This is a genomic window from Vibrio sp. CDRSL-10 TSBA (assembly GCA_039696685.1).
Classification (GTDB): domain Bacteria; phylum Pseudomonadota; class Gammaproteobacteria; order Enterobacterales; family Vibrionaceae; genus Vibrio.
In genome coordinates, this window is record CP155566.1 from 3202078 (window position 1) to 3225961 (window position 23884).

General features: G+C 53.8%; 18 protein-coding genes and 7 pseudogenes. 8 read left to right on the forward strand and 17 right to left on the reverse strand.

Features of this window, described 5'->3' with window-relative positions:
* Nucleotides 1-40: 40 nt before the first annotated feature.
* Nucleotides 41-512 (reverse strand): annotated as a pseudogene (locus tag ABDK09_22590) (ATP-dependent Lon protease).
* A 128-nt stretch (nucleotides 513-640) separates the two neighbouring features.
* Nucleotides 641-1411: a pimeloyl-ACP methyl ester esterase BioH gene (gene bioH, locus ABDK09_22595; protein ID XAW90805.1), complete on the reverse strand. Its 771-nt coding sequence runs from the start codon at nucleotides 1409-1411 to the stop codon at nucleotides 641-643.
* A gap of 87 nt (nucleotides 1412-1498) precedes the next feature.
* Here bioH and ABDK09_22600 point away from each other — a divergent pair, with 87 nt between their 5' ends.
* The 4 genes and pseudogenes from ABDK09_22600 (at nucleotide 1499) to cysQ (ending at nucleotide 4432) form a co-directional block, all read left to right on the forward strand.
* Nucleotides 1499-2200: a phosphoribosyltransferase family protein gene (locus tag ABDK09_22600; protein ID XAW89431.1), complete on the forward strand. Its 702-nt coding sequence runs from the start codon at nucleotides 1499-1501 to the stop codon at nucleotides 2198-2200.
* A 98-nt stretch (nucleotides 2201-2298) separates the two neighbouring features.
* Nucleotides 2299-2886: a Fe-S biogenesis protein NfuA gene (gene nfuA, locus ABDK09_22605; protein ID XAW89432.1), complete on the forward strand. Its 588-nt coding sequence runs from the start codon at nucleotides 2299-2301 to the stop codon at nucleotides 2884-2886.
* Nucleotides 2887-3031: 145 nt separating this feature from the next.
* Nucleotides 3032-3581 (forward strand): annotated as a pseudogene (gene nudE / locus ABDK09_22610) (ADP compounds hydrolase NudE).
* Nucleotides 3582-3604: 23 nt separating this feature from the next.
* On the forward strand, nucleotides 3605-4432 hold the full coding sequence (gene cysQ, locus ABDK09_22615) for a 3'(2'),5'-bisphosphate nucleotidase CysQ (GenBank protein ID XAW89433.1): 828 nt from the start codon (nucleotides 3605-3607) through the stop codon (nucleotides 4430-4432).
* A 152-nt stretch (nucleotides 4433-4584) separates the two neighbouring features.
* Here cysQ and ABDK09_22620 read toward each other — a convergent pair.
* The 12 genes and pseudogenes from ABDK09_22620 to gspC form a co-directional block, all read right to left on the reverse strand.
* Nucleotides 4585-5344: pseudogene (locus tag ABDK09_22620) on the reverse strand (type II secretion system protein N).
* A complete protein-coding gene (locus ABDK09_22625) occupies nucleotides 5344-5838 on the reverse strand; it encodes a type II secretion system protein M (GenBank protein ID XAW89434.1) in 495 nt (164 codons plus the stop codon). The pseudogene ABDK09_22620 and the gene ABDK09_22625 overlap by 1 nt, the downstream one beginning before the upstream one ends.
* Before the next feature lie 9 nt (nucleotides 5839-5847).
* Complete coding sequence (gspL, locus tag ABDK09_22630) at nucleotides 5848-7059, reverse strand: type II secretion system protein GspL (protein XAW89435.1); 1212 nt, start codon at nucleotides 7057-7059, stop codon at nucleotides 5848-5850.
* Nucleotides 7028-8041, reverse strand: a complete 1014-nt coding sequence (gene gspK / locus ABDK09_22635; GenBank protein ID XAW89436.1) for a type II secretion system minor pseudopilin GspK — start codon at nucleotides 8039-8041, stop codon at nucleotides 7028-7030. The genes gspL and gspK overlap by 32 nt, the downstream gene beginning before the upstream one ends.
* Complete coding sequence (gspJ, locus tag ABDK09_22640; protein XAW89437.1) at nucleotides 8034-8690, reverse strand: type II secretion system minor pseudopilin GspJ; 657 nt, start codon at nucleotides 8688-8690, stop codon at nucleotides 8034-8036. Before gspJ ends, gspK begins: the two co-directional genes overlap by 8 nt.
* On the reverse strand, nucleotides 8677-9033 hold the full coding sequence (gspI, locus tag ABDK09_22645; GenBank protein XAW90806.1) for a type II secretion system minor pseudopilin GspI: 357 nt from the start codon (nucleotides 9031-9033) through the stop codon (nucleotides 8677-8679). Before gspI ends, gspJ begins: the two co-directional genes overlap by 14 nt.
* Nucleotides 9020-9601 carry a type II secretion system minor pseudopilin GspH gene (gene gspH, locus ABDK09_22650; protein XAW89438.1) on the reverse strand — a complete coding sequence of 194 codons (582 nt, stop codon included), beginning with the start codon at nucleotides 9599-9601 and terminating at the stop codon, nucleotides 9020-9022. The genes gspI and gspH overlap by 14 nt, the downstream gene beginning before the upstream one ends.
* 57 nt (nucleotides 9602-9658) lie before the next feature.
* Nucleotides 9659-10102 (reverse strand): type II secretion system major pseudopilin GspG, encoded by a 444-nt coding sequence (gene gspG, locus ABDK09_22655; GenBank protein XAW89439.1) that lies wholly within the window; start codon nucleotides 10100-10102, stop codon nucleotides 9659-9661.
* Between the two features lie 36 nt (nucleotides 10103-10138).
* Nucleotides 10139-11363, reverse strand: a pseudogene (gene gspF, locus ABDK09_22660) (type II secretion system inner membrane protein GspF).
* The gene (gspE, locus tag ABDK09_22665) at nucleotides 11363-12874 is read right to left on the reverse strand and encodes a type II secretion system ATPase GspE (protein ID XAW89440.1); all 1512 of its coding nucleotides are present in this window, start codon (nucleotides 12872-12874) and stop codon (nucleotides 11363-11365) included. Before gspE ends, gspF begins: the two are co-directional and overlap by 1 nt.
* 2 nt (nucleotides 12875-12876) lie before the next feature.
* On the reverse strand, nucleotides 12877-14895 hold the full coding sequence (gene gspD, locus ABDK09_22670; protein XAW89441.1) for a type II secretion system secretin GspD: 2019 nt from the start codon (nucleotides 14893-14895) through the stop codon (nucleotides 12877-12879).
* Nucleotides 14896-14930: 35 nt separating this feature from the next.
* Nucleotides 14931-15788, reverse strand: coding sequence for a type II secretion system protein GspC (gspC, locus tag ABDK09_22675; GenBank protein XAW90807.1), 858 nt, complete (start codon nucleotides 15786-15788; stop codon nucleotides 14931-14933).
* 266 nt (nucleotides 15789-16054) lie between these two features.
* Here gspC and hslR point away from each other — a divergent pair, with 266 nt between their 5' ends.
* The 4 genes and pseudogenes from hslR to ABDK09_22695 all read left to right on the forward strand — a co-directional run bounded on the left by hslR (nucleotide 16055) and on the right by ABDK09_22695 (nucleotide 21355).
* Nucleotides 16055-16441, forward strand: coding sequence for a ribosome-associated heat shock protein Hsp15 (hslR, locus tag ABDK09_22680; GenBank protein XAW89442.1), 387 nt, complete (start codon nucleotides 16055-16057; stop codon nucleotides 16439-16441).
* A gap of 18 nt (nucleotides 16442-16459) precedes the next feature.
* A pseudogene (hslO, locus tag ABDK09_22685) lies at nucleotides 16460-17351 on the forward strand (Hsp33 family molecular chaperone HslO).
* Between the two features lie 345 nt (nucleotides 17352-17696).
* Nucleotides 17697-19326 (forward strand): annotated as a pseudogene (pckA, locus tag ABDK09_22690) (phosphoenolpyruvate carboxykinase (ATP)).
* A 109-nt stretch (nucleotides 19327-19435) separates the two neighbouring features.
* Complete coding sequence (locus ABDK09_22695) at nucleotides 19436-21355, forward strand: AsmA family protein (GenBank protein XAW89443.1); 1920 nt, start codon at nucleotides 19436-19438, stop codon at nucleotides 21353-21355.
* Here the strand turns inward: ABDK09_22695 and ABDK09_22700 are convergent.
* The 3 genes and pseudogenes from ABDK09_22700 to ABDK09_22710 form a co-directional block, all read right to left on the reverse strand.
* Nucleotides 21330-22257: pseudogene (locus ABDK09_22700) on the reverse strand (bifunctional GNAT family N-acetyltransferase/hotdog fold thioesterase). The gene ABDK09_22695 and the pseudogene ABDK09_22700 overlap by 26 nt on opposite strands.
* 34 nt (nucleotides 22258-22291) lie before the next feature.
* Nucleotides 22292-22726: a D-aminoacyl-tRNA deacylase gene (dtd, locus tag ABDK09_22705; GenBank protein XAW89444.1), complete on the reverse strand. Its 435-nt coding sequence runs from the start codon at nucleotides 22724-22726 to the stop codon at nucleotides 22292-22294.
* Nucleotides 22698-23615 (reverse strand): virulence factor BrkB family protein, encoded by a 918-nt coding sequence (locus ABDK09_22710; GenBank protein ID XAW89445.1) that lies wholly within the window; start codon nucleotides 23613-23615, stop codon nucleotides 22698-22700. Before ABDK09_22710 ends, dtd begins: the two co-directional genes overlap by 29 nt.
* Nucleotides 23616-23884: the final 269 nt, after the last annotated feature.

Genomic DNA, 23884 nt, shown 5'->3' on the forward strand with positions numbered 1-23884 from the left:
GGCGGGGATTTTTATTTCAGTCTCATCACTGACGCGATAACTACAGCACAGCAATCACTTCTGATGGTGTATTGGGTGCCACGGCCTGACCGTAATGGTATTTAATCACGGTGCGCCGCTGCGCCATTTTGCCCTCAGTTATCGCTTCATCAATGACGCGTTTCGGCAGGCGAAACCGCATCGCATAACCCTTGCCCTGCTCTTCACTGTAACTGGCTAGCGCCAGTAATCCGAACAAGCGATCCAATTCACTGGACGGCTGATCATCGTGCTCCAAGCCGACGTCATCATCCGCATCCAGTTCATAACCCGGATGTTCGGCCGGGTCCCAGGATGCATCTCTGCGTCGCTTATCATCTGCTTTAATCTTGCGTTCAGCGTGGGTTCTGGTCAGCTCTACGGTCGGCGTCACAGGTTCACGGGCGCGGTTGTCGCGTGCGACCTGCTCTGTCGGAAACGTTCACTGATGGGGCGATGAGTGGCACGCCGACATTGGTCGGTGACACTATCATAGCCGAAACCTCCTCAGTATCGCCCGGCCCGTTGCAGCGAGCTGCTATCCGGGTCTGATTTTATATCGGCCAGATCAGCACAAAATTTAGTCTTATTTATCAGACAACACTAAAATCAGCCGGATAGCTTACTTTTGTCCGCCAAACGCCACCAATTGCTGACAAAAAGTATCAAATTCGGTCATAAACGGCGCATGGGAGGACTCCGTGAAGATATATTGCTCACTGTGTGGCACCACCTGCTCTAGATCGTGAGCTACTTTGACCGGCACCAGACCATCGAGGCGACCATACAGACGCAGTAAAGGCACGGAAATGTGCGCCATTTGGGCACGCAAATCGACATCCGCCAGCATCTGCAAACCAGCCAGCAGAGAATCCGGATTCGGAGTCGGACGCGACAGCACCGCCTGCTTGAGAGTTTTGACATCCTGCCGCGCGGAAGGACTGCCCATGGCCTGCAACGCCATAAAACGCTCAATGGTGGCATGGAAGTCTTCCACCAGCTGATCGGTAAACGCACTCAGTACCTGAGGCTGAATACCGCGCCATGGCCGCTCTGCCGCAAACTTAGGTGACGATGCGACGGTGACCAGTTTCGCCACGTAATCGCTGTGATGCAGTGCCATATGAGTTGCCACCAACCCGCCCAGCGACCAGCCAACCCAAATCGCCTGTCTGGGCGCCTTAAGAATCAACTGCCGGGCAATCGCTTCCAGGCTGTCAGCATGCAGATGCGCACTGTGACCGTAGCCGGGTAGATCCACCACATGGACAGTGAAGTGCTGCGCCAGACGCTGCTCGGTCTGTTGCCACACGGCCCCGTTCATACCCCAGCCATGCACCAACACCAGATCCGGGCCGCTACCACTTACCTGCCAATACAAGTCTGCCGCCATAGTCACACTTTCTCCTACTCATTCCATGCTCACCAGGCAGACCAACCGGTCACAATCAACCGCATGGCTGCCATTTAAGAAGACCCTATGTTAGCGAATCAGCTCCAAAAAACCATGCTTTCCTGGCTGGCTCCGGCCTGCCCGCTGTGCCGTCTGCCGCTGGCAGAGCAGGATACGTATGGCTTGTGCGCCGCCTGCCTCGAGTGGTATGCACCGCAACCGCGTTGCGAGCGCTGCGGACTGCCAAGCCCGATAGCGGTTACCCAATGCGGTGAATGCCTGCGCTCACCACCGCCCTGGCAACGTCTGGTTTGCCTCGGGGATTACCGTTTTCCGCTCAGTCACGCGGTTCATAAACTCAAGTATCAGCGTCAGTTCTGGCAGGCACCGCCGCTGGCCGGTTTACTGGCAACACGCATCGCGGATCCGGCGCCGCTGCTCACCTCTGTCCCCTTGCACTGGCGCCGTTACTGGCTGCGCGGATTTAATCAGAGTGATCTGCTGGCGCGAGCGCTCAGTCAGGCGCTGCAGTGTGATTACCAGCCGCAGCTGTTGCGGCGGGTACGCGCCACCGCCATGCAGCAGGGGCTAAATAAACGCCAACGCACCCGTAACCTAACTCAGGCATTTAGCCTCAATGAATCTCCAGCCAGTCCCCATATTGCTATCGTCGACGATGTGGTCACCACAGGCAGTACCATGCGGCAATTATGCAATTTACTGCTTGAAGTGGGGGTCAAAAGGCTTGATATTTACTGTATATGCCGTACTCCTGAGCCGGGAAGCTGAATCTGATGCCCAAAGCGTCAGCAAAAAGGGCTGGATCCTCGGCTCGACAGGAGTAGAATGGTGACTAAATAGCCTACAAATTTACTCAGGTATTCGTCGTGTCAAATACTATTACTATTACAGAAACCGCCCAGTCCCACTTTGCCAAGCTACTGGCTCAGCAGCCAGAAGGCACCAACATCCGCGTCTTCGTGGTAAACCCGGGAACGCAGAATGCAGAGTGTGGCGTATCTTACTGTCCACCAGAGGCAGTAGAAGCCACTGATACAGAGATCAAATACAGCGGCTTTTCCGCGTACATCGATGAGTTGAGCCTGCCGTTCCTGGATGAGGCAGAGATCGATTTCGTCACCGATAAAATGGGTTCACAGCTGACCCTGAAAGCACCTAACGCCAAAATGCGTAAAGTGTCTGATGACGCATCGCTGATGGAACGTGTTGAATACGCGATTCAAACCCAGGTTAACCCACAACTTGCCGGTCACGGCGGTCACGTGCGTTTGATCGAAATCTCTGACGACGGCGTTGCACTGGTGCAGTTCGGCGGCGGTTGTAACGGCTGCTCTATGGTGGATGTAACGCTAAAAGAAGGCATTGAAAAAGAACTGCTGGCTCAGTTCGAAGGTGAACTGACTGCGGTGCGTGACCAGACTGAGCATGACCGTGGTGAGCACTCTTACTACTAAGCAACAAATTATCGAAAGCTGATGCCGTGCATCAGCTTTTTTTCTTTTTATTCACACCAATTTGGCCGCCTGTTAAAACAGAACATTTTCAGCTGCAGAATTTTCTCATATAGTAAGAAACGTTTGAAAGCGAAGGAGTTAGCGTATGCCATCCAAATTATTACCGGAGATTCTGGCCAAGAGTACCGTGGCCAGGTCAAAGCTGTTTTCGATTGAAGCCCTGGATCTCCGTTTTTCTAATGGTGAGCAACGCACTTATGAACGGATGAAACCGAGCGGTCGCAACGCCGTGATGATGGTGCCGGTCACCGAGCAAGGTGACCTGCTGTTAATCCGGGAATACGCCGCCGGTACCGAGAACTATGAACTCGGTTTTCCTAAAGGCCTGATCGATCCGGGTGAAACCCCGCAACAGGCGGCGGTACGAGAGCTGAAGGAAGAGATCGGTTTTGGTGCCCGCGAGTTAATTCCGCTCAAAGAGGTTATCCTGGCTCCCTCTTATTTTTCCAGCCGCATGACACTCTTCATTGCGCAGGATCTATACTCAGAACAGTTGGATGGCGACGAAACCGGAACCGCTGGAACTGGTGCGCTGGCCGCTTGAGCAGGCCGAAGAGTTACTGACCCACTTAGATTTCAGCGAAGCCCGCAGCATTACCGCCCTGCTGCTGGCACTGCGTCATCTGAAATCCTGACCCGCAGAGTTATAGGAAAGCGTATGCCAACTGCGAAAGATCTCTCCCATCTGCTGCCCGACGTGATCAGTATTGCACGCTCAGCCGGGCAACTGATCCTCGACATCTACGAAAACAAATCGTACGAAGCTTTCACTAAAAGTGACGAGACCCCGGTCACCAGCGCCGACTTAGCCGCGCATAAGCTGATCACTGAACGTTTGTCTGAACTAACCCCGGACATCCCGGTTTTGTCGGAAGAAGCGGCTAACATCAGCCTGACCACCCGTGAAACCTGGCAACGCTACTGGCTGGTTGATCCGCTTGACGGCACCCAGGAATTCATAGCCCGCAGCGGTGACTTTGCCACAATTATCGCTCTGGTCGAGCACAATCGTCCGGTGATGGGCGTAGTGTACGGCCCGGTGTCCGGCGTGATTTACTACGCTTATGCAGGCAAAGGAGCATGGAAGATCCCGGACATGTCCGACAGCCTGCGTATCCGCTCACACAAACATGAACTGCCGGGGCAACCGATCGCGATGGCCATCAGCCGCCGCCAGGACATCAACCGCATCACCAAACGCCTGAGCAGCCAGTGGAACTATGAACTGGTCCCTCTCGGCTCGGCCGCACTGAAAGCCTGTCTGGTCGCCGAGGGTGCCGTAGACTGTTATCTGCGCCTGGGGCCGACCGGGGAATGGGATACTGCAGCCACTCAGTGCATTGTCGAAGAAGCCGGCGGACGTATTCTCAGCACTCAGCTTGAGCCGTTGTCCTACAACGAGCGTGATACACTGGAAAATCCTAACTTTATCGTGCTCGGCGACGCCGACCTGCCGTGGGATCAGATTCTGCAAGTCAAAGATTAAACCAGACTTTCGCCTGAGCATCGGCCATCAGACCACCGCCAGCAATCAACCGATTCCCGGACGGGGCAAGCAAAACAAAAAAGGGCGAGTCTGAACTCGCCCTTTGTGATCCCGTATCCTTCATCATCGCCAACGATATATCAGGCGCCGGATTACAGCCGTCCCTGGCGGGTAAACTGATAACGGCCCTGACCATCGGGACGTGGCAGCAGATTAAGCTGCTCGCTCAGACGAGGCGGAAATTCCGCCCCGGGCTTAAACCAGCCCTTGGCCTGATAACGACGTGCCGCGTTAAGCTCTGCGGAAAATTCCGCACTGACCTGGGCACTATTCTGGCTGCCATTGACGGTCACGACGTTGTCCTGACACTGTACTTCAGCCATGATACGGTCCAGTTGCAGTTCGCCTAACGGTGAACCTATCTGACTCGGTGTCCAGGCCAGATTACCCGTGGCGGCACTGCACCACGGCAGCCCGTACTGGTAATCGCGGACCGTCAGTTTCGACATGGCCTTCCGCCGTGACAGGCACAGGCAACTGCAGTGTTTTCACCACCTGCTGAGCGGGCATAGATACCACGACATCACGAGCAAACGCGCCACTCAGACCATAGCCGAACACGCCTTTACCACGCATCTCCAGATCACTGCCACGGCCAAAACGCACCGCGGCCTGAGCTTTCGCCCCCAGCAAAGCCGACCATTGCCAGTCCCACTGCACAGCGCCCAGTTTATTGCGCTGCCAGCTGACCTGCTCCGCACTGCCCTGCCACAAAGTGCCGCTGACACCCTGCAATTGCAAAGCGCGTGGCAGCGGCGCGTATTTGACCACCAACGAGGCCGGGATATGGACAACCGCACTAATCAGCACCACCACCACAAATACGCTGACGTATCCAATCACACGTTTCATTATCCGCCTCGTTTTAACTGCAAGCGTTTGACTTCAACCAGACCCGGCGCTGCGCCGCGATCCAGGTCCATAAATTCGACATCAATACCCTGTTTCTCACGCAGGAAGTTTATCCAGGCCACCAGCTGAGAAAATGGCAACGGCTGAACCCAGACCTGCATCATCTCTCCGCGCGGCTGCACCCGGATCAGCTCAATATTGAAATCCCGGGTCGAACTGGCAATCACCTGGTTGAACGGCTGATTGGTACGCACCACTCCGCCCTGGCGGCGCAGAGTGATAATGTCATCGGCGGTCGATTTGACCCACTGCAGCAACTGCTGCTCCGACTGAATGCGGGTCCGGGCGTGTTCACTGCGCTGCTGCAGTGGCTGCACCACGCCCCAATACAGCAGGCCAAGCAACAGCAGTCCGCCACACACCAGCACCAGACGCTGCTCGCGCTGGCTGATCGTGCTCCACCATGCCTGCGCCGGGTTGAGTAAATTCTTCATGCTCTGTCCCTATTTGCGTGTGAGTACATACGAACCCACCACCTGTTCGCCGTTGCGGCTCAGCTGGCCCTGCTCAACTGAGAAGTGCTCTTCGAGCTGTACCCTTGCCTGTTCGAAGGTCTGAAAATCCTTGCTGACCGCCTCCAGGCGCACTTCGCCGCGATTGCCGTCAAAGCGCAGGCTCTGTACCTGCATGGCGCTGACATTGCGCAGCGTTTCCGGCAGTTTATCCAGCCAGGACAACACATGCTCGCCGCCACCGCCACCCGACAGCAGTGCCACTTCATCGCTCATCTGGCGCTTGAGATAACTCACGGTCGGTATGCGCTGCTTGTCAGGAAAAATGGAGCGAAAAATGCGTTCACTTTCAGCGCGATAACTTTGAGCGGTACTTTCATACTGATAGGCCTGCACCAACTGATAAGCGGTGCTGACCACCACCAGCAAACCGGCCGAAATCGCGGCTTTACGCCACACTTGCCAGTACTTGTTCCAGGATGACTTGGTTTTAAATTCACCACTGAGCAGGTTGATTTTGTGGCTGAGTGTCTGTTCGGTCAGCAACTGCATCACCAACGCCGCCGGCTGGTTATGCCACTCCTGCCCCTCAGCCAGCTGCATCTCCGGCAACGGTGTGTAAGCGTTCAGAGCTAACCAGTTTTCGCCGTCACGTACCCACTGCGACTGACTGAACAGAGGCAGCCACTGCACATCGATACTCAGGCCGGAAAACTCACTTTTACGTACCAGCCACTCGTCACCGATTTGCAGCGCGCTCAGCCCTTCAGAGTGAGGAATGGCCAGCACGTCCGGCACAACCCGTCGCACATCAAACTGCAGTGCGCGCAGCGAATCGAGACACGAACGCAACCACTGGCGATCAACACCGGCCACCTGAGCCACGCCGCCACTTTTGGCCAGAATGGTGAAATGCATTTCATCCACATCCTGGGCAATTTCCTCTTCCACCAGATAAGGCAGCATCGACTCAAGCTGACGACTGGCACCCGACGGAATGGCAACCTGAGTCAGCACCACATCACTGGCCGACAGCAGTAACAGGGTCGGACGCTGCGCCGCATAAGGCGCCAGCTCTTCGAGCTGATCCAGACCAGCAATTTCACCACTGGCAATCACGGCCTGCTGGTCAGTTGACCATACCAGCCAGGGAATGGTGGCTTCTTTTTGACTACTCAGCCGAACGGTCAGAAACTCGCTCACTGATTCCTCCAAAGCGACGGCGAATTACCGTTGCAGTTTCTAAATTACTACTAAAAAACAGACTGCGGATACGCACCCGGGATTGTTCAACCTGAATGTTCGCATCCAGCTCAAAATAGTGGCTGTCGATACTCAGGTAGCCGCGTGCCTGCTCTCGCACACTCTCATCAACCGCGGCGATAGGCGCCTCAGCCATAAAATCTTCGATACTGCTCCAGCCGTCATAGGGCCGTCCTTCGAGCACAGTACGCGCATTGGACTCACTCAGGTTCGGGCTGAACATGGCGGCCAGCAGTTTCGCCTGCTCCGGTTGCAGCGTATTAATATTCAAACGCCAGTCCCGCTCTGGTAACGCACAGACGTAGGGCTGCAGACTCTGCATCACTTCGCCACTGACTTCGTGCACCGCACGTAATTCGCTGACGTCGGCCAGCATCCCATTGGGGGCCATATAGGCCGGCGACACCGATTCATAATAACTGTCTTCCACCCCGCTCGCGGTGTTGACCGAATCATTGGCATCCAGAAAATCCCAGGTACCATCGGCAATGTTTTCTGCCTGATAGCTGTCAATATCGAGCTCATCCAGCAGGGCGCGCCACACCCGATACACATACGGTGTCGAGGTCTGCGCGCCGACCGGCGCCAGACCGGCAAACGCATTGACGTTAAAGCAGGCCTGCTTGTCGACGATACTGCCGGTCACCTGACCGTAGTCAAGCGGATAACTGCGATCGCGCTGTGACCAGGGCTGATTGAGACTGACCACATCACTGTCTTTATAACTCTGTTCGATGGCCGCTTTGGCCAGCCCTTCAACCCCGATGCTGTACCAGTAAGCCTGTTGGTAATTGAGCTGATGACTGGCACGCTGAAACTGGGTAAACATCCGCTGCGCCATGGTGGCGGCAATCGACACCATGATCGCCAGCAGCAGCAAAACAATGATCAAAGCCACACCGCGCTGTCGAGATTTAGCCATTATCGCCCTCTCCCAGTGATGCGCCGGTGGTAAGATAAATTCTCTGAATCTGACCGTAATCCTGCAATTTCAGGGTCACTTCCACTGCTTTCGGCAACGCCTGATCCGACTCCCAGGCATCACGCCAGCCGCCTTCGGCGTAAAAACGCATCGACCAGGATTCCACCTGGGTCAGTAAAGGCATCACCACCGCAGGCTCAGAGACCGCGGTATCCGGATAGCGCCAATAAAGACGTTCCAACACGCCTTCTTTTAAACGATAGCCTACCTTGGCCACTTCTCCACGCGGGAATTGCTGCTCCGGGTTATGCCAGCCAAGGCGGATAAACATCACACCCTTAGTGTCAGAGTCATTCAGGTAATCGCTCCAGAGCAACATTCGATCACCGGGCGCTTCCCCGTTATGACGGAAATGACGCAGCGCCATCTGACGAAAATCCGCATCCATCATGACTATTGCACGCTGCACTTCGCTCAGACGCGCTTCTCGTTCCGCGGACAGGGTATTGCTGCGTTGCACCTGATTGAGCACCTGATAAGCCGCCAGACTGAGACTGGCAAAAATCGCCATGGCGACCAGCACTTCAATCAGGGTAAAACCGCTGCGGCGTGCGACTCGTCTCAATGAACCATATTTACTTTGCAACATAACTTCTTACCGTCACCACCGGCGCGCCGTTCTTCTCGGTCGCCGCACTGACATCAAATGCCGCCAGGACATCATTAGCCGTTTTCACCGGCGCAACTTTCCAGTACCAGGTCCGCCCGGCCAGCTCTTCGCTGCCGTTTTGCGCCCGAGGTGCCTGTTCACTCAAAAACACCTTGGCGGTCTGGTTATCCACCACCATAGCGGCGAACGTTTTCTCTTCCAGATAACTGATGGTATTGATGTGCTGAGTCACGGCGCGCATCACACTCAATGCAGCGGTGGCAAAGATGGCCAGAGCAACCAGCACTTCCAGCAGCGTAAAGCCCCGCTCAGCGCGTCTCATCATGTTCTCCCAGTGCCAGCAGAGTGATCTGACCATTATCTTGTACCTGCACCTGCCATCCACTCTCAACACTTTCATTCTGAACATAAATATCCAGCGTAAACGGGGTCAGTTCGCCGCTGGATAAGATAAAGACCTGTGGCGGACGCTGCTTCTGCTCGCCATCCTGCTCACGGAACATCTCTTCATCAAACAGAGAGCCCGGCTTAAACAAGCGGTCTTCATCCTGCCAGACATCGCCACCGGCTTGATACTGCAGCGCCAGTCCATCCTGTAGCTGCAGATCCGCAGCGATACCGTTTTTATCCAATTTTTGCCAGCCTGTCTGATCCAGGCTTAAAAAACGCAGTGTGCGTGCCTGCTCATCAATGCGCAGACCGTAATCACGGCCGCTGAGGATGGCTTCCTCATTGAGCAGTTGCAGACGCTGAAAAATACTCTGCGCCACTTCTTTAATGTCATCATCGTGTCTGACCGGCAGAGTGGCGATCACCGCCACCGCGCTGACGGAAAGCAGCACTAACACCAGCATTATTTCCAGCAGAGTAAAACCATGTTTGCGCTTCATCACAACAGCCAGACCTGAATTCAATAAAAGGTGGCGCCAAGCGCCACCGTTAACCTGTTACTGAAAATCCTGCAGATTCCAGTTACCGATATCGACGGCCGTACCTTCACCGCCTTCCTGACCATCTGCACCTAAGGTAAACACATCAATCGTGCCTTTATCACCCGGGCTAAGGTATTGGTAATCGTTACCCCAAGGGTCTTTTGGCAGACGCTTGATGTAACCGCCGGCGCGGTAATTACGTGGCTCAGGGCTGCCTGGCATAGTCACCAGCGCATCCAGACCCTGGTCTGTGGTCGGATACACATTGTTATCCAGCTTGTACATATCGAGGGCATTTTCCAGCGCGACAATATCTGTGATCGCTTTCTGCTGGTCGGCTTTTTCTTTGTTACCGAGCAGGTTAGGCACCACAAAGCTGGCCAGAATACCCAGAATGACGACCACAACCATCACTTCCAGCAGGGTAAAACCGGACTGTTTGTTTACTTTTTTGTTCATAGAGACTCCATGTTACTCAAGACGAAGTGAGCCAAATCAGCGGCTCATTAAGTTATTCATTTCCAGGATAGGCATCAGGGTGGCCATTACGATAAACAGCACCAGACCCGCCATCAACGCAATCAGCGCCGGCGTAAAAATGCCCAGCGCAATATTGACCGTCGCTTCAAAACTGTTGTCCTGGTTATCTGCGGCGCGGGTCAGCATACTTTCCAGTTTCGCCGCTCTGTTCACCACTGGCGATCATATGCAGCATCATCGGCGGGAAGAGTTTGGTTTGATCAAGAGCTTTGCGCAGGCTGGCACCTTCGCGCACATTTTCTGCGGCCAGGCGCACCTGTTGCTTGACGTATTGATTGGACATAACGTCGACCGCGACCCGCATTCCGTCCAGAATCGGAATTGCGCTCGAGGTACAGATAGACAAAGTGCGGGCAAAACGCGAAGTATTAAGGCCACGGGAGATTTTACCCACCAGCGGCATATGTATCACCCGCCGATCCCAGCGCAGGCGCAGATCCGGTTTACTCAGCAACCAGCGCACCAGGTAGATCAGCAACACGATCAGCACCAGAAGCTGTAGCCCCCAGTGCTGAATAAAGTCACTGGACGAGAGCAGAAACTGGGTCGATTTGGGCAGCTCCTGCCCCATCTGGACAAACTGACCGACAATTTTCGGTACCACAGCGGCAAGCAGGAAGGCCACAATGCCAACCGCAAACACCACCAGCACAATCGGATACAGCATCGCCTGCAGTAGTTTAGAGCGCATTTTCTGGCGATTTTCCGCATAATCGGCCAGACGTTCCAGCACCGCATCCAGGTGGCCGGACTTTTCTCCGGCGGCGACCATAGAGCGGAACAGATCGTCAAAAATATGCGGGTAATCGGCCATACTGTCTGCCAGAGTGTAACCTTCGGTTACTTTAGAGCGCACCGCGGCGAGCATATTACGAATGCGCGGCTTTTCCGACTGCTCAGATACCGCGCGCAGACACTCTTCGAGCGGCATACCGGATTGCACCAGAGTCGATAACTGACGGGTCAATAGCGCCAGATCGGGCGTGCTGATGCCACGCGGGGAGAATCCCAGCCCGCTACTGTGAGATTTCGCGGCCTTGGCGCGGGTTTCCACCACTTCCACCGGCACCAGCCCCTGCTCTTTGAGGCGCTGACGCACCTGGCGGGCATTATCGCCTTCCAGGACACCTTTTTTGTGCCGGCCACGCTCATCCAGCGCTTTATATTCAAACGCCGCCATCAGGACTCCTTGGTGACTCGCATCACTTCTTCCAGCGAGGTAATCCCGCGCCGGACTTTATCCAGACCATCCTGACGAATACTCGGCGTCGTGCTACGGACCCGTTTTTCGATTTCCTGCTCACCGGCTTCGGCATGAATCAGCGCCTGCAGATCATCATCAATCAACACCAGCTCGTGAATCCCGGTCCGGCCACGGTAACCCTTGAAGTTACACTTGTCACAGCCATGCGCTTTATACAGTGTCAGCGGTTCAGCGTCGTCCAGTTCGAACAGCTTACGCTGCTCTTTGTTCGGTTGATACGCTTCTTTACACTCCGGACACAAGGTGCGCACCAGACGCTGCGCCAGTACACCGAGCAGTGAAGAGGAGATCAGGAAAGGTTCAATCCCCATATCACGCAGACGGGTCACGGCGCCAATTGCAGTATTGGTGTGCAGGGTCGACATCACCAGGTGGCCGGTTAAGGAAGCCTGCACGGCGATCTGGGCCGTTTCCAGATCACGGATCTCGCCCACCATCACCACATCCGGATCCTGACGCAAAATTGCGCGCAGGCCGCGGGCGAAGGTCATGTCCACTTTCGGGTTGACCTGAGTCTGACCGATACCTTCAATATCGAATTCAATCGGGTCTTCTACCGTCAGGATGTTGCGCTCATTGCTGTTGAGCTCCTGCAAACCGGCATACAAGGTGGTGGATTTACCTGAACCGGTCGGTCCGGTCACCAGCAAGATGCCGTGCGGGCGCTGAATCAGATGACGGAAATGGTCATGGTTACATTCGGTCATCCCCAGACTATGCAGATCAAGCCGGGTCGCATTTTTATCCAGCAGACGCATCACCACCCGTTCGCCGTGCGAAGACGGCATGGTCGACACGCGCACATCCACCGAACGGCCACCGATACGCAGCGAAATCCGCCCGTCCTGCGGCACACGCTTTTCGGCGATGTCCAGTTTGGCCATCACCTTCACCCGTGACACCAGCAGCGGCGCCAGTTTACGGCTCGGTGACAACACCTCACGCAGCACACCATCAACCCGGAAACGAATCGACAACTCTTTCTCAAAGGTCTCGATATGAATATCCGACGCGCCCTCTTTGATGGCTTCGCCGAGCATGGCATTGATCAGCTTGATGATTGGCGCATCATCTTCAGATTCCAGCAGGTCTTCGTTCTGCGGTAACTCCTCGGCAATCGAGAAAAAGTCATCGCTGTCCGCACCGATATCTTCCATCAGCTGCCGAGCCTCGGAAGAATCACGCTGATAGACCTGAGTCAGTTTGCTTTCAAACTCATTCGGCTGCAGTTCAATCAGGTTGAGACGACCTTTAATCACCCGGCGCACTTCCGCCAGCGAATTCATTGCCAGCGGCGCAACGTAATACACAGTGGGAGTGTCCTGGCTGTCATGCCATTCCAGCACCAGTTTGAAGCGGTTAGAGAAACTGAACGGTAAGCGACGCACCAGATTACGCGCCGCTTGCGCTACCACAACGTCCGTCATGATTACTCTTCCATCTGTTCTAAAAAGGCCTGAATTTCCGGCGGATGCATACGATCCTGACCATATTTCGGCAACACCGGAATATTGTTGTCATCCATCAGTTTCAGCCCTTTATCGGCTTTAAATAACTGCTCAGCGCGAATGTAGTTATATTTACGCTGGGTCACGCCGTCAGCCGTCATACCGGTACGGATGATGGTCGGCTTGATGAACACCATCAGGTTACGTTTTTCAACCTGAGTACTGGTGGAGGTAAACAGCTGGCCCAGAATCGGGATATCGCCCAGCAGCGGTACTTTCGATTCACTTTCTGCGGTCCGCTCATCAATCAGACCACCCAGCACCAGCATCTGGCCATCCTGCACCATCACTGAGGTATTGAGCTGACGTTTGGCGAAACGCACATCGACCGCGCCGTTAGCCCCCAGCACGTTGGAGACTTCCTGCTCAATCGACAGCTGCACCGAGTCGCCTTCGTTGATTTGCGGCACCACTTTAAGCTTGATACCAACTTCTTTGCGGTCCACGGTTTGGAACGGGTTATCATTATTCGAGCCGGCAGTAGAACCGGTGATGACCGGCACTTCTTCACCAACGATAAATGACGCTTCACCGTTATCCATCACGGTAATGCTTGGTGAAGACAGAATATTGGTGGTGGAGTTACTCGACACCGCATTGATCAGCGCGGTCCAGTCACCCATCAGCACACTCACTGCTGCACCATTCACGCCGGATAAAGCCGATGCCAAAGTTGAATAGTCGCCGGATTCCGTAACCGAGTAAGGCACACGGTTACCGTTGCCATCGTAGTAGTATTCCGTTGTTGTTTGATCCTTAGCCTCTTCCAGACCTACCATCACATTACCGATTGAGGCACCACTGTTGCTGAACTGAATCGCAGAGCCGCTCTCCAGCGAGCCCCACTGAACGCCCAGACTCATCCCATCGGCTTCCGACATTTCCACAATCAGCGCTTCAATCAGCACCTGGGCTCGACGAATATCAAGCTGGGAAATCACATCCAGCAATTCACTCATAATATCCTGTGGTGCGGTCAACACGATCGCATTGGTGTCGGCGTGCGCGGCAATCATCACATCATCTCGCTTGGCCGAAGAACCCGGCTGGCCACTTTTTTTCTCCGCCACCAAGTTTTCTGATACCCCTTTTAGTACATCAACCATATCTTCGGCTTTGGCGTACTTGAGGTACACCACCCGGTTGTTGCCCTTGGTTGCCATTTCGACGTCGAGCTTATTGATCAAACGTTTGAGGCGCTGGCGTACTTTCGGGTCGCCGGAAATAAGGATTGAGTTGGTGCGCTCGTCCGCCACAAACTTCGGCTGCAGGAATTCAGGGGTGTTTTTCGTGTCATTGGCTTTATTCAGCGCCTCGACAATACGCACCATTTCAGCGGCGGACGCATTTTTCAGCTCCACCACTTCAATATCTTTGTCGCCAGCCTGATCGACCCGGCGAATGATGTCAGCCAGACGATTGACCACTGCCGCGCGGCCGGTGATCAGAATGATGTTGGCCGGGTCATAATGCACCACGTTACCGGCACCCGCGTTATCAATCAGCTGACGCAGCAGCGGTGACAACTCGCGCACCGAGACATTCTTTACCGCCACGACCTGAGTGATAACGCTGTCGCCATCCATACGGTCACTGTCACCCAGCACCGGAATGGCAGAGGTTTTGGCGTCTTTCGACTTGACCACTTTCAGCACACCGTTGTCCATCTCAACCACGGCAAACCCGTACACTTCCAGCACATTGAGGAAAAAGCTGTAGTACTGCTCTTCATTCAGGGTGTCATAACTGCGTACATCGACTTTGCCGCGAACAGAAGGGTCAACAATAATGGTTTTTTCGAGATTGCGACCGACGATGTTGATGAATTCCTGAATATCAGTGCCCTTAAAACTGGCACTGAATTCATTTGCCAGTGCCATTGGCGATGCCGCCAGACTCATGGCGAGCAGCCACGCACTTTTGTTAAGCCAATGCTTCACGGGAGACTCCCTCAACCTTTAAACAAAGGTGAAAATTAAAACTGAATATAGATGTCATGTTGCTGTCCATCTCGTTCTACGGTCAGGTTAAGCTCGGTCAAATCAGACACGGACTCAAAAATTTTGCTCATCACATCCGGATCGGTCAGATCCAGACCATTAATTTGGGTGGCAATGTCGCCGTTTTGCAGCCCGACGGCTTCAAACAGTGCCCGATCTTTACCCGGGCTGACACGATAGCCCAAGATTTGATCATCCTGCTTAACCTGCGACATCGTCACATACTGGAAGATCTCACTGGGATTGTTCGCCACTGCAGCGCGAATGGCTGCCAGTTTGTCTTCCTGATCATTGGCGCCTGTCTCAGCACTGTTACGCGCACGTCGCTCTGGCTGGGCCGTATTCAATTTAGAATAGTCCAACCCTTCCAACATCAGGGTCTCGTTACGACCAGAATTATCAATAATGACACGATCCGGCAAAACAGCTTTCAGTTTGACCCGTGTGCCTTCAATCACTTCGTTCAAGCCGTAGGTCGACTGCTGGCCACGGTTAGCTATGACCGCGAGACTCTGGGTTGGTTCAGAACTGGCCACTACACCCACCAGCACAAGGTTAAGACGGGTTTTCGGCGCGTCGACTTTGACCGGAGTGGCTACCGGCGCCACTTTTTCGCTGTAGCGGCCAAAAATAGCACCTTGTTGCAGGTTCGTGAGGTCAAAATTGGTTTGATTGGTCTGGCGCGAAGTCACAGAGGGTGCCCAGGCTGACACGGCGGTTTGCTCGCCGTGAAACATCCACACCATCTTGCCGACAATCCAGGCGGAAAGCGCAATAAACAGCACTGCCAGCCAAACACTCAGCGGCTTTTGCCAGCCGGAAAGGCGCTGCATCCAGTTGACGGATGCCAGCGGTTGAAAACTGATACGCTCCACTTCGGTGTCCTTTGGTTCCGTTTTAAACGCTAACGTCATGTTTTTTATTAGTCGGAGCCTTGTATTTCAGGGCTTTAAATAAAATATAGCAATATATCACAACCGAGGAACACTTCTTTTCAGTTAGATTAAAATTGTCCGCAACCTTGAAAAACTGTGACTCAGACTCCATTGTAAACCGCATTAACGCAGCAAAATAATGAATTTAGAGGTAATTTGCCAGCATGAGTTCCCCATCTGAAGCAGTGCGTCTCGATAAATGGTTATGGGCCGCGCGATTTTATAAAACCCGCTCGGTGGCGCGGAATATGGTCGATGGTGGCAAAGTTCACTATAATGGCCAGCGAACCAAACCCAGCAAGCTGGTTGAACTCGGTGCGATCATCACCTTGCGTCAGGGCAACGAAGAAAAAACCGTTGTTATAGAAAGAGTTTCCGAACAAAGACGAGGTGCCCCCGAGGCGCAGACCCTTTATTCAGAAACTGCCGACAGTGTTGAAAAGCGTGAAAAGCAGGCACTGGCACGCAAGCTGAATGCCCACAATCCAGCACCGGATCGCCGCCCGGATAAGAAACAGCGTCGCGATCTGCTGAAATTTAAACATCAATAACGAGCCGGACTATTCCTTATGACGACAAGCTCAAAGTCTAAAAACACATTACACCGCTACCTGTTTGACGATCTGTCGGTACGTGGCGAGTTGGTACAACTGGACGACACGTATCAGCATATTATCAGCAGCAAGGAATACCCAGCTCCGCTGCAACAGTTATTGGGCGAAACTGCTGGTCGCAACCACGCTGTTGACTGCGACCCTGAAATTTGAAGGTTCGATCACCATGCAACTGCAGGGTAACGGCCCGGTTTCTCTGGCAGTCATCAATGGTGACAATAACCAGAAAGTTCGCGGTGTAGCGCGCTGGGACGGTGAGATTGCCGACAATGCCAGCCTGCATGATATGATGGGCAAAGGCCACATGGTGATCACTATCGAGCCAAAGAAAGGCGAACGCTATCAGGGTGTGGTTGGTCTGGAAGGAGACAATCTGGCTGAAGTGCTGGAAGCTTATTTCATGCGTTCAGAGCAGCTGAAGACCCGTCTTTGGATCCGCACCGGTCAGCTGGACGGCAAACTGCACGCCGCCGGCATGCTGCTGCAAATCATGCCTGACGGCACCGGCTCCGCCGACGACTTCGATCACCTGGCGCAACTGACTGCGACCGTGAAAAATGAAGAGCTGTTCAGCCTTGAAGCGAACGAAGTACTCTACCGTCTCTACAACCAGGAAACAGTCCAGCTGTTTGAACCTCAGGCCGTCGAATTCCTGTGTGGTTGCTCACGTGAGCGCAGTGCGGCAGCCATTATTACCGTAGCTCGTGATGAGCTGAACCAGATTCTGGCCGAAGACGGCGCGGTGAACCTGCATTGTGATTACTGCGGTACCACCTACTCGTTTGATTCCACTCAAGTGTTTGAATTGTTCGCCCAGCAGGATTCAGATTCTCAGATCAAGCATTAATTCTTACGGATTAACAAGCACGTCAAAACAGTCTTACAGCCAGCTTAATGCTGGCTTTTTTTGTGATCGAAACCCATAAAAACCCAACAAAATCAACACGCCACCCTGCAGAATACCCTACTTAATTTCCGGGAATTAATAATCGTTTTGCTCTGGTACTGACGCCAAAGCGCAATATAAAATAGGCCCGCCAGCAATATGTGACGGGTTACCTAAAACCACAAATCAGGCGTGGTTAATTTTTGACCCATCTCCCTGTTTTTTCCCGACCCCGTTGCTAGCATGGTGAGCAGAAAAAATACAAACATTATAAAAATCCCTACAAATTCCCGATAAGGAGCACCTATGACTGTTATCGAACAAACAAAGGCTGCACAACTTGATCTTACCCAATACGGCATCACCGATGTCAGCGAAGTGATTCGTAACCCGAGTTACGAGTTACTGTTTGAAGAAGAAACCCGTCCGGATCTGGAAGGCTACGAGAAAGGCGTGGTCACCGAACTGGGGGCCGTGGCAGTAGACACCGGCATCTTCACTGGCCGCTCACCAAAAGATAAATTCATCGTTAATGACGACACCACCCGTGACACCTTGTGGTGGACGTCTGACCAAGCCAAGAACGACAATAAACCGATTAGCCAGGCAGTATGGAATGACCTGAAATCTCTGGTCAGCCAGCAGTTGTCAGGTAAACGCCTGTTTGTGGTCGACGGTTACTGTGGCGCCAACGCCGATACCCGCCTGTGCGTGCGCTTTATTACCGAGGTCGCCTGGCAGGCCCACTTCGTGACCAACATGTTCATCCGCCCGGCCAAAGATGAGCTGGCGGGCTTTAAACCCGATTTTGTCGTCATGAACGGTGCTAAATGCACCAACCCGAACTGGCAGCAGCAAGGGCTGAACTCTGAGAACTTCACTGTATTCAACCTGAGCGAAAAAATGCAGCTCATCGGCGGCACCTGGTACGGCGGCGAGATGAAAAAAGGTATGTTCGCGATGATGAACTACTTCCTGCCGCTGCAAGGCATCGCCTCGATGCACTGCAGTGCCAACATGAGCCAGGATGGTGACGTGGCGATCTTCTTTGGTCTGTCCGGCACCGGTAAAACCACCCTGTCCACCGATCCGAAGCGCGCGCTGATTGGCGATGACGAACACGGCTGGGATGACGATGGTGTCTTCAACTTCGAAGGCGGTTGCTACGCCAAAACCATCAAGCTGTCCAAAGAAGCGGAACCGGATATTTACAATGCTATCCGCCGTGACGCTCTGCTGGAAAACGTCACCGTGCGTGGTGACGGCTCCATCGACTTCGATGACGGTTCGAAAACGGAGAATACCCGTGTTTCCTACCCGATCTACCATATCGATAACATCGTTAAACCGGTTTCCAAAGGCGGCCACGCGAACAAAGTGATCTTCCTGTCAGCCGATGCGTTTGGGGTACTGCCTCCGGTGTCCAAACTGACTCCGGAGCAGACCAAGTACCACTTCCTGTCCGGTTTTACCGCCAAGCTGGCCGGTACTGAACGTGGTATCACCGAACCGACACCAACCTTCTCGGCTTGTTTCGGTGCCGCTTTCCTGACCCTGCATCCGACTCAATACGCAGAAGTGCTGGTCAAACGCATGGAAGCCGCAGGCGCAGAAGCTTATCTGGTGAACACCGGCTGGAAACGGTACTGGTAAGCGTATTTCGATCAAAGATACCCGTGGCATTATTGACGCCATTCTGGATGGCTCAATTGAGCAGGCAGAGACCAAACAGGTGCCTATCTTTAACCTTGAGGTGCCGACCGCGCTGCCAGGCGTCGATGCGTCTATCCTTGATCCACGCGATACCTACACCGATCCGCTGCAATGGGAAAGCAAAGCCCAGGATCTGGCGACCCGCTTTATCAATAACTTTGCCAAGTACACGGATAATGCCGAAGGCAAAGCGCTGGTTTCCGCCGGCCCTCAGCTGGACTGAAAACGAAAACTTGCCAACAAGCCCCTCTTTTGAGGGGCTTTTTTGTTGAAGCCTGAGTAAAATTGTTCCAAGCTGTGATTCTTAAGCAACGTCACTCAGTCAGGAAACTATGAAAAAGCTGCTCGCGTTAGGGATGGGATTAATCGCACTGTTGCTGGTGCTGATACTGGCCACATTTGGCCTGATGCATACCCGTTACCTGACGCCTTCAGCTCAATGGTTAACCGACCATTTATGGCCCGGCGAGCTGACATTCACCCGGTTAGAATACGACTATCCGCGTCATTTCCGCCTGCAGGATGTCACCCTGGAGCAAGATGAAAAGCCACTCCACTTCCAGCAGGTGGATGTCTGGCTCAGCGCCCGGCCCTGGCAGGATGACCAATGGGTCATCGACAGCCTGCTGCTCGATGGAGCCAATTTCTCTGCTGGGCTGCCCAGCCACCCTTTTCTGTCCGAACTGAAACTCAACCAACTGGCACTGCACAATATTGATTTTGCAATGGATGGTTTGATTGCTCGCGGCGTTAACCTGCAGGTTAAAAAACCTTCCTGGCACAGCGCGGTACAACGCCTGCCCTATGGTGAGTTGCAGCTGTCTGCCGAGCAGTTTTACTGGCACAGTGAAGCCATCGACAACGTGTTAGTCGATGCTGACTACCAGCCTGCCGACAGCACGGTTTACGGCGCCTCTTTTATCTGGCGCGGCGGCCAATTCTCCGGTCAGGCTGAGCAGTATCCGCAAGGCTGGTCACTGGTTAATGTCACCATCAACCAGCTCAACCTGGATCAGGACCTCACTCAACTCACGGCTCCTTGGTGGTCATTACTAAGCAGCCATATCACGCGCATCAACAGCCTGGATATTCTCAACAGCAATCTACGCGTGGCCGGCAGCGAGATGACCAACGTGGCCCTGTCGGCGGAAAATCTGCAGTTAGGCCATACCTGGTGGCAACAGCAGCAAGGTTATCTGTCGCTCAATGCGGACAGCATTACCAGCCATGGCCTGCAATGGGTAGAACCCAGCTTTAAACTGGACTTCGAACCAGACAAGATCCAAATCAGCGACTTTTCCAGTGAGGTGTTGCAAGGCAGCCTGCAACTGAGTGGTGAAGTGACGCCCAATCAGCTGCACCTGCACCACCTAACGGCACGTGGTCTGAAGTGGTTTGGCGAACAAGACAGCGACTGGCACTGGCTCAGTCTGGATCTGAGCAACTGGCAATCGCTGCAAATTGATCAATTTGATCTGCACAACCTGCAGCTGATCCAACTGCAACATACTCCGGCCTGGCAGCTGACCGGACTCAATGCCGAAGGCCGCGATACCGAGCTGATTCGGGATGGCAAATGGGGGCTGTGGCAAGGCTCCGCCAGCATCAGCGCCAATAACGCCAGTATCGGTTCAGTGCTCAGCAGCCAGGGCATTATTGAAATGCACAGTGATAATGGTCGCTGGTCGTTGGATCGCGCGTTTCTGCCACTGGAAAAAGGCTATATCGATGCCAATGCGGAATGGAATTTCGCAGCCGACAGCGCGCCGTGGAAAGTGGCGCTGCATACTGACGGACTGCCGCTGACCGAGCTGCACCACTGGCTGACGCTGCCTTTCAGTGTGGATGCTCTGGCGGATCTGGATCTCAATGCCGAAGGACTGGCCGGCGATTATTCCATGCTGGCTCATTCACTCAGTGGCGAGCTGCAACTGGGTTTACGTCGCGGCATACTAACCACACAACAGACCAATCAACTAGTGGTTCAGCCGTTTACGCTGGATAGGCTGAACGTCAGCGCTGACCGCGGACGGATACAGCTTAACGCGGCGCCGCTAGCGGGGCCAGGGCTCGATGCGCGTCTGCAAGGAACTATCGACTTAGTTTCCCCGCAGCAAGGGACACTTGAACTGCAGTTGCGCCAAGGCTGTCAGCAAACCCGCTTCGACCTGCTGCGTAACCAGCAGGCAGAAGAAACACTGCCAGCCAAAGCGTGTGCAGACACACTCAGTCGCGAGCGTGCTCGAGAATAGACTGATAATCGGGGATAAGCATATAGGTTCCGGTAAACTCGACCGCGTCCTTGTCGCCGCTGGCGATGATCACGCGCATGACAATCCGCGCTTTACGCCCGGATTCCAGACGGTCAAGGTCACCACTGATGCCATCTAAAGAAGTGGATGCCACCGGATTATATACCACCGGATGGCGGTAACGGATACGGCTATCCACCAGCACAATATCCCCTTCCAGATTGCGTTCACGCATCAGCAGCCAGGCCATGCCCCAGCCAGTCAGAGTGGCCAGAGTAAACGCAGAGCCGGCAAACATGGTGTTGTGCGGGTTAAGGTTGGGATTCAGCTGGGCACCGCACTGGAACTGGTAGCCGGTGTACTGCAGTACCTTAATGCCCATTTTTTCACTGATCGGAATATGCTCGCCCCAGCGTTTCCTGCAGCTCAGTGCACCATTCTGGTTTGCGCAGCACATCCGCCATCGGATCAAGGTGTTTGACCATTTGCTGATGACGGACCGGCCCGCGTTCATCCGTCAGTTCACCACGGCGCTCGAAGCCGTTCTTCTCATAGAACTTGATCGCATCTTCGCGCGCATTACACACCAGCCGCTTGGCCCCTTCCTGACGCGCCAGCGACTCCAGCGCGACCAGAATGAGTGATCCCATCCCTTTGCTGCGCCGGTTCGCTTTCACCGCCATGTAACGAATCTGGCCGTCACTGTCCGGGGTAATGTACAGACGCCCAATCGCCATCGGCCGGCCACGTCCGTCAACAATCATGCGGTGATGACTCATGGCATCGTATTCGTCCCGCTCAGACCCGAGCGGCATCCGCCACGGCTCACGCAGCATCTGCCAGCGAAAATGAAAATACTTATTGAGCTGATTATCCGTATTCGGCGTAATAAGTTTAAACATAGAGTCGGTTCCCGCAGGCTCTCACGAGCCGTAGTTAAGCCTGTAACCAGAAGGTTACCGGTCCATCGTTAATCAATGACACTTTCATATCCGCGGCAAAACGGCCACGCTGTGTCGGTAGTACCTGGGTACACAAATCGGAGAAATAGTCGTACAGGCGTTCCGCTTCCTCCGGATGAGCGCCACGGGAAAATCCGGCCCGGGTGCCCTTTTTAGTGTCTGCCGGCAAGGTAAATTGCGAGACCACCAGCACACTGCCGCCGACATCTTTGACACTCAGGTTCATCTTGCCGGCTTCATCTTCAAATACGCGGTAGCTGGTCACCCGTTCCATCAGGCGTTTCGCTTTCGCTTCATCATCTTCACGCTCGACCCCGAGCAATACCAGTAAACCCTGTTCAATCTCGCCGACAATTTCACCTTCGACGCTTACTGCCGCTTCACTTACTCGTTGAATCAAGGCTATCACTCTGCTCTTTTCCTTGTGGTTGGGTTGGGGAATTGAGCGCTGAGTTTAGCATGTCTGGCTCGTCACTCCACTCATCACGCTCACCGAGCGCCGCGGTCACTTCAGCCCCAATCAGCACGATCAGCCAACACAGGTACACCCAGACAAACAGAATCGGAATCGCCGCCAGCGCGCCGTAAATCAGCTGGTAAGACGGAAACTGAGTGATGTAAGCAGCAAAACCTTTCTTACTCAGTTCAAACAGCAAGGCCGCGACCAAAGCACCGGAGACCGCATGCCAGATAACGACTTTTTTATTCGGCACCAGCAGGTACAGCCCCGAAAAGGCAAAAAAGGACAGCAGCAACGGCAGACGAGCGAGGAAAAAATTAAACGCGCCGGTCAGCGCTTCATTATCCAACAGCTTGAGTGACGTAATGTACGATGTCACCGCGATACTGGCACCGACCAGAATAGGCCCCAGAGTCAGGATCATCCAGTACATCGAAAATGAAAAGACCAGACGGCGCTTTTTGCGCACCCGCCAGATATAGTTCAGATTTTTATCGATGTTCGAGATCAGTGTCAGCGCCGCGATAAAGAGGAACATACCGCCCACCGCGGTCATTTTTCCGGTATTGGTGACAAATTCGGCTAACGCGGTGCGCACCGCATCACCGGCCGCCGGGACGAAATGGGTAATCACATAGTCCTGCACTTCATCGCCGACGTTATCAAAAATGGCAAACGAAGAGAGGATCGACAGCAGCACAGTCAACATCGGCACGATAGACAGCAAGGTGATGTAAGCCAGATAGCCGGCGTTCACATTGACTCTGTCGTGCCCCATACGGGCAAATAAATAACGGCCGAATAACAGGCTATGCTTGACCAGTAACTGGATGTTCAAGGTGTTTCTCCCATTTAACGATATCCGTCCCTGAATGACCAACCTGGCTGGGTGATCATATGAACATTTGAATTATCTGACAGATAAGGTTCTGAAATTGTAGCGGATCATAGCTCTTAGTGTGACACGCAACGCAGCCAGATTACACACAATGCAGTGCGATACACAAACTGAACCGGTTTATTGAACACCACTATCAGTTATCACTAAATCATCAGTTATCACTAAATCATCAGTTATCACTAAATCATCAGTTATCACTAAATCGA

Coding starts and splice junctions, on each gene's coding strand:
- bioH (XAW90805.1), bottom strand. CDS start 1,411: ATGGCGGCAGACTTGTATTGGCAGGTAAGTGGTAGCGGCCCGGATCTG.
- ABDK09_22600 (XAW89431.1), top strand. CDS start 1,499: ATGTTAGCGAATCAGCTCCAAAAAACCATGCTTTCCTGGCTGGCTCCG.
- cysQ (XAW89433.1), top strand. CDS start 3,605: ATGCCAACTGCGAAAGATCTCTCCCATCTGCTGCCCGACGTGATCAGT.
- ABDK09_22625 (XAW89434.1), bottom strand. CDS start 5,838: ATGAAGAATTTACTCAACCCGGCGCAGGCATGGTGGAGCACGATCAGC.
- gspK (XAW89436.1), bottom strand. CDS start 8,041: ATGGCTAAATCTCGACAGCGCGGTGTGGCTTTGATCATTGTTTTGCTG.
- gspJ (XAW89437.1), bottom strand. CDS start 8,690: ATGTTGCAAAGTAAATATGGTTCATTGAGACGAGTCGCACGCCGCAGC.
- gspI (XAW90806.1), bottom strand. CDS start 9,033: ATGAGACGCGCTGAGCGGGGCTTTACGCTGCTGGAAGTGCTGGTTGCT.
- gspH (XAW89438.1), bottom strand. CDS start 9,601: ATGAAGCGCAAACATGGTTTTACTCTGCTGGAAATAATGCTGGTGTTA.
- gspG (XAW89439.1), bottom strand. CDS start 10,102: ATGAACAAAAAAGTAAACAAACAGTCCGGTTTTACCCTGCTGGAAGTG.
- gspE (XAW89440.1), bottom strand. CDS start 12,874: ATGACGGACGTTGTGGTAGCGCAAGCGGCGCGTAATCTGGTGCGTCGC.
- gspC (XAW90807.1), bottom strand. CDS start 15,788: ATGCAGCGCCTTTCCGGCTGGCAAAAGCCGCTGAGTGTTTGGCTGGCA.
- hslR (XAW89442.1), top strand. CDS start 16,055: ATGAGTTCCCCATCTGAAGCAGTGCGTCTCGATAAATGGTTATGGGCC.
- ABDK09_22695 (XAW89443.1), top strand. CDS start 19,436: ATGAAAAAGCTGCTCGCGTTAGGGATGGGATTAATCGCACTGTTGCTG.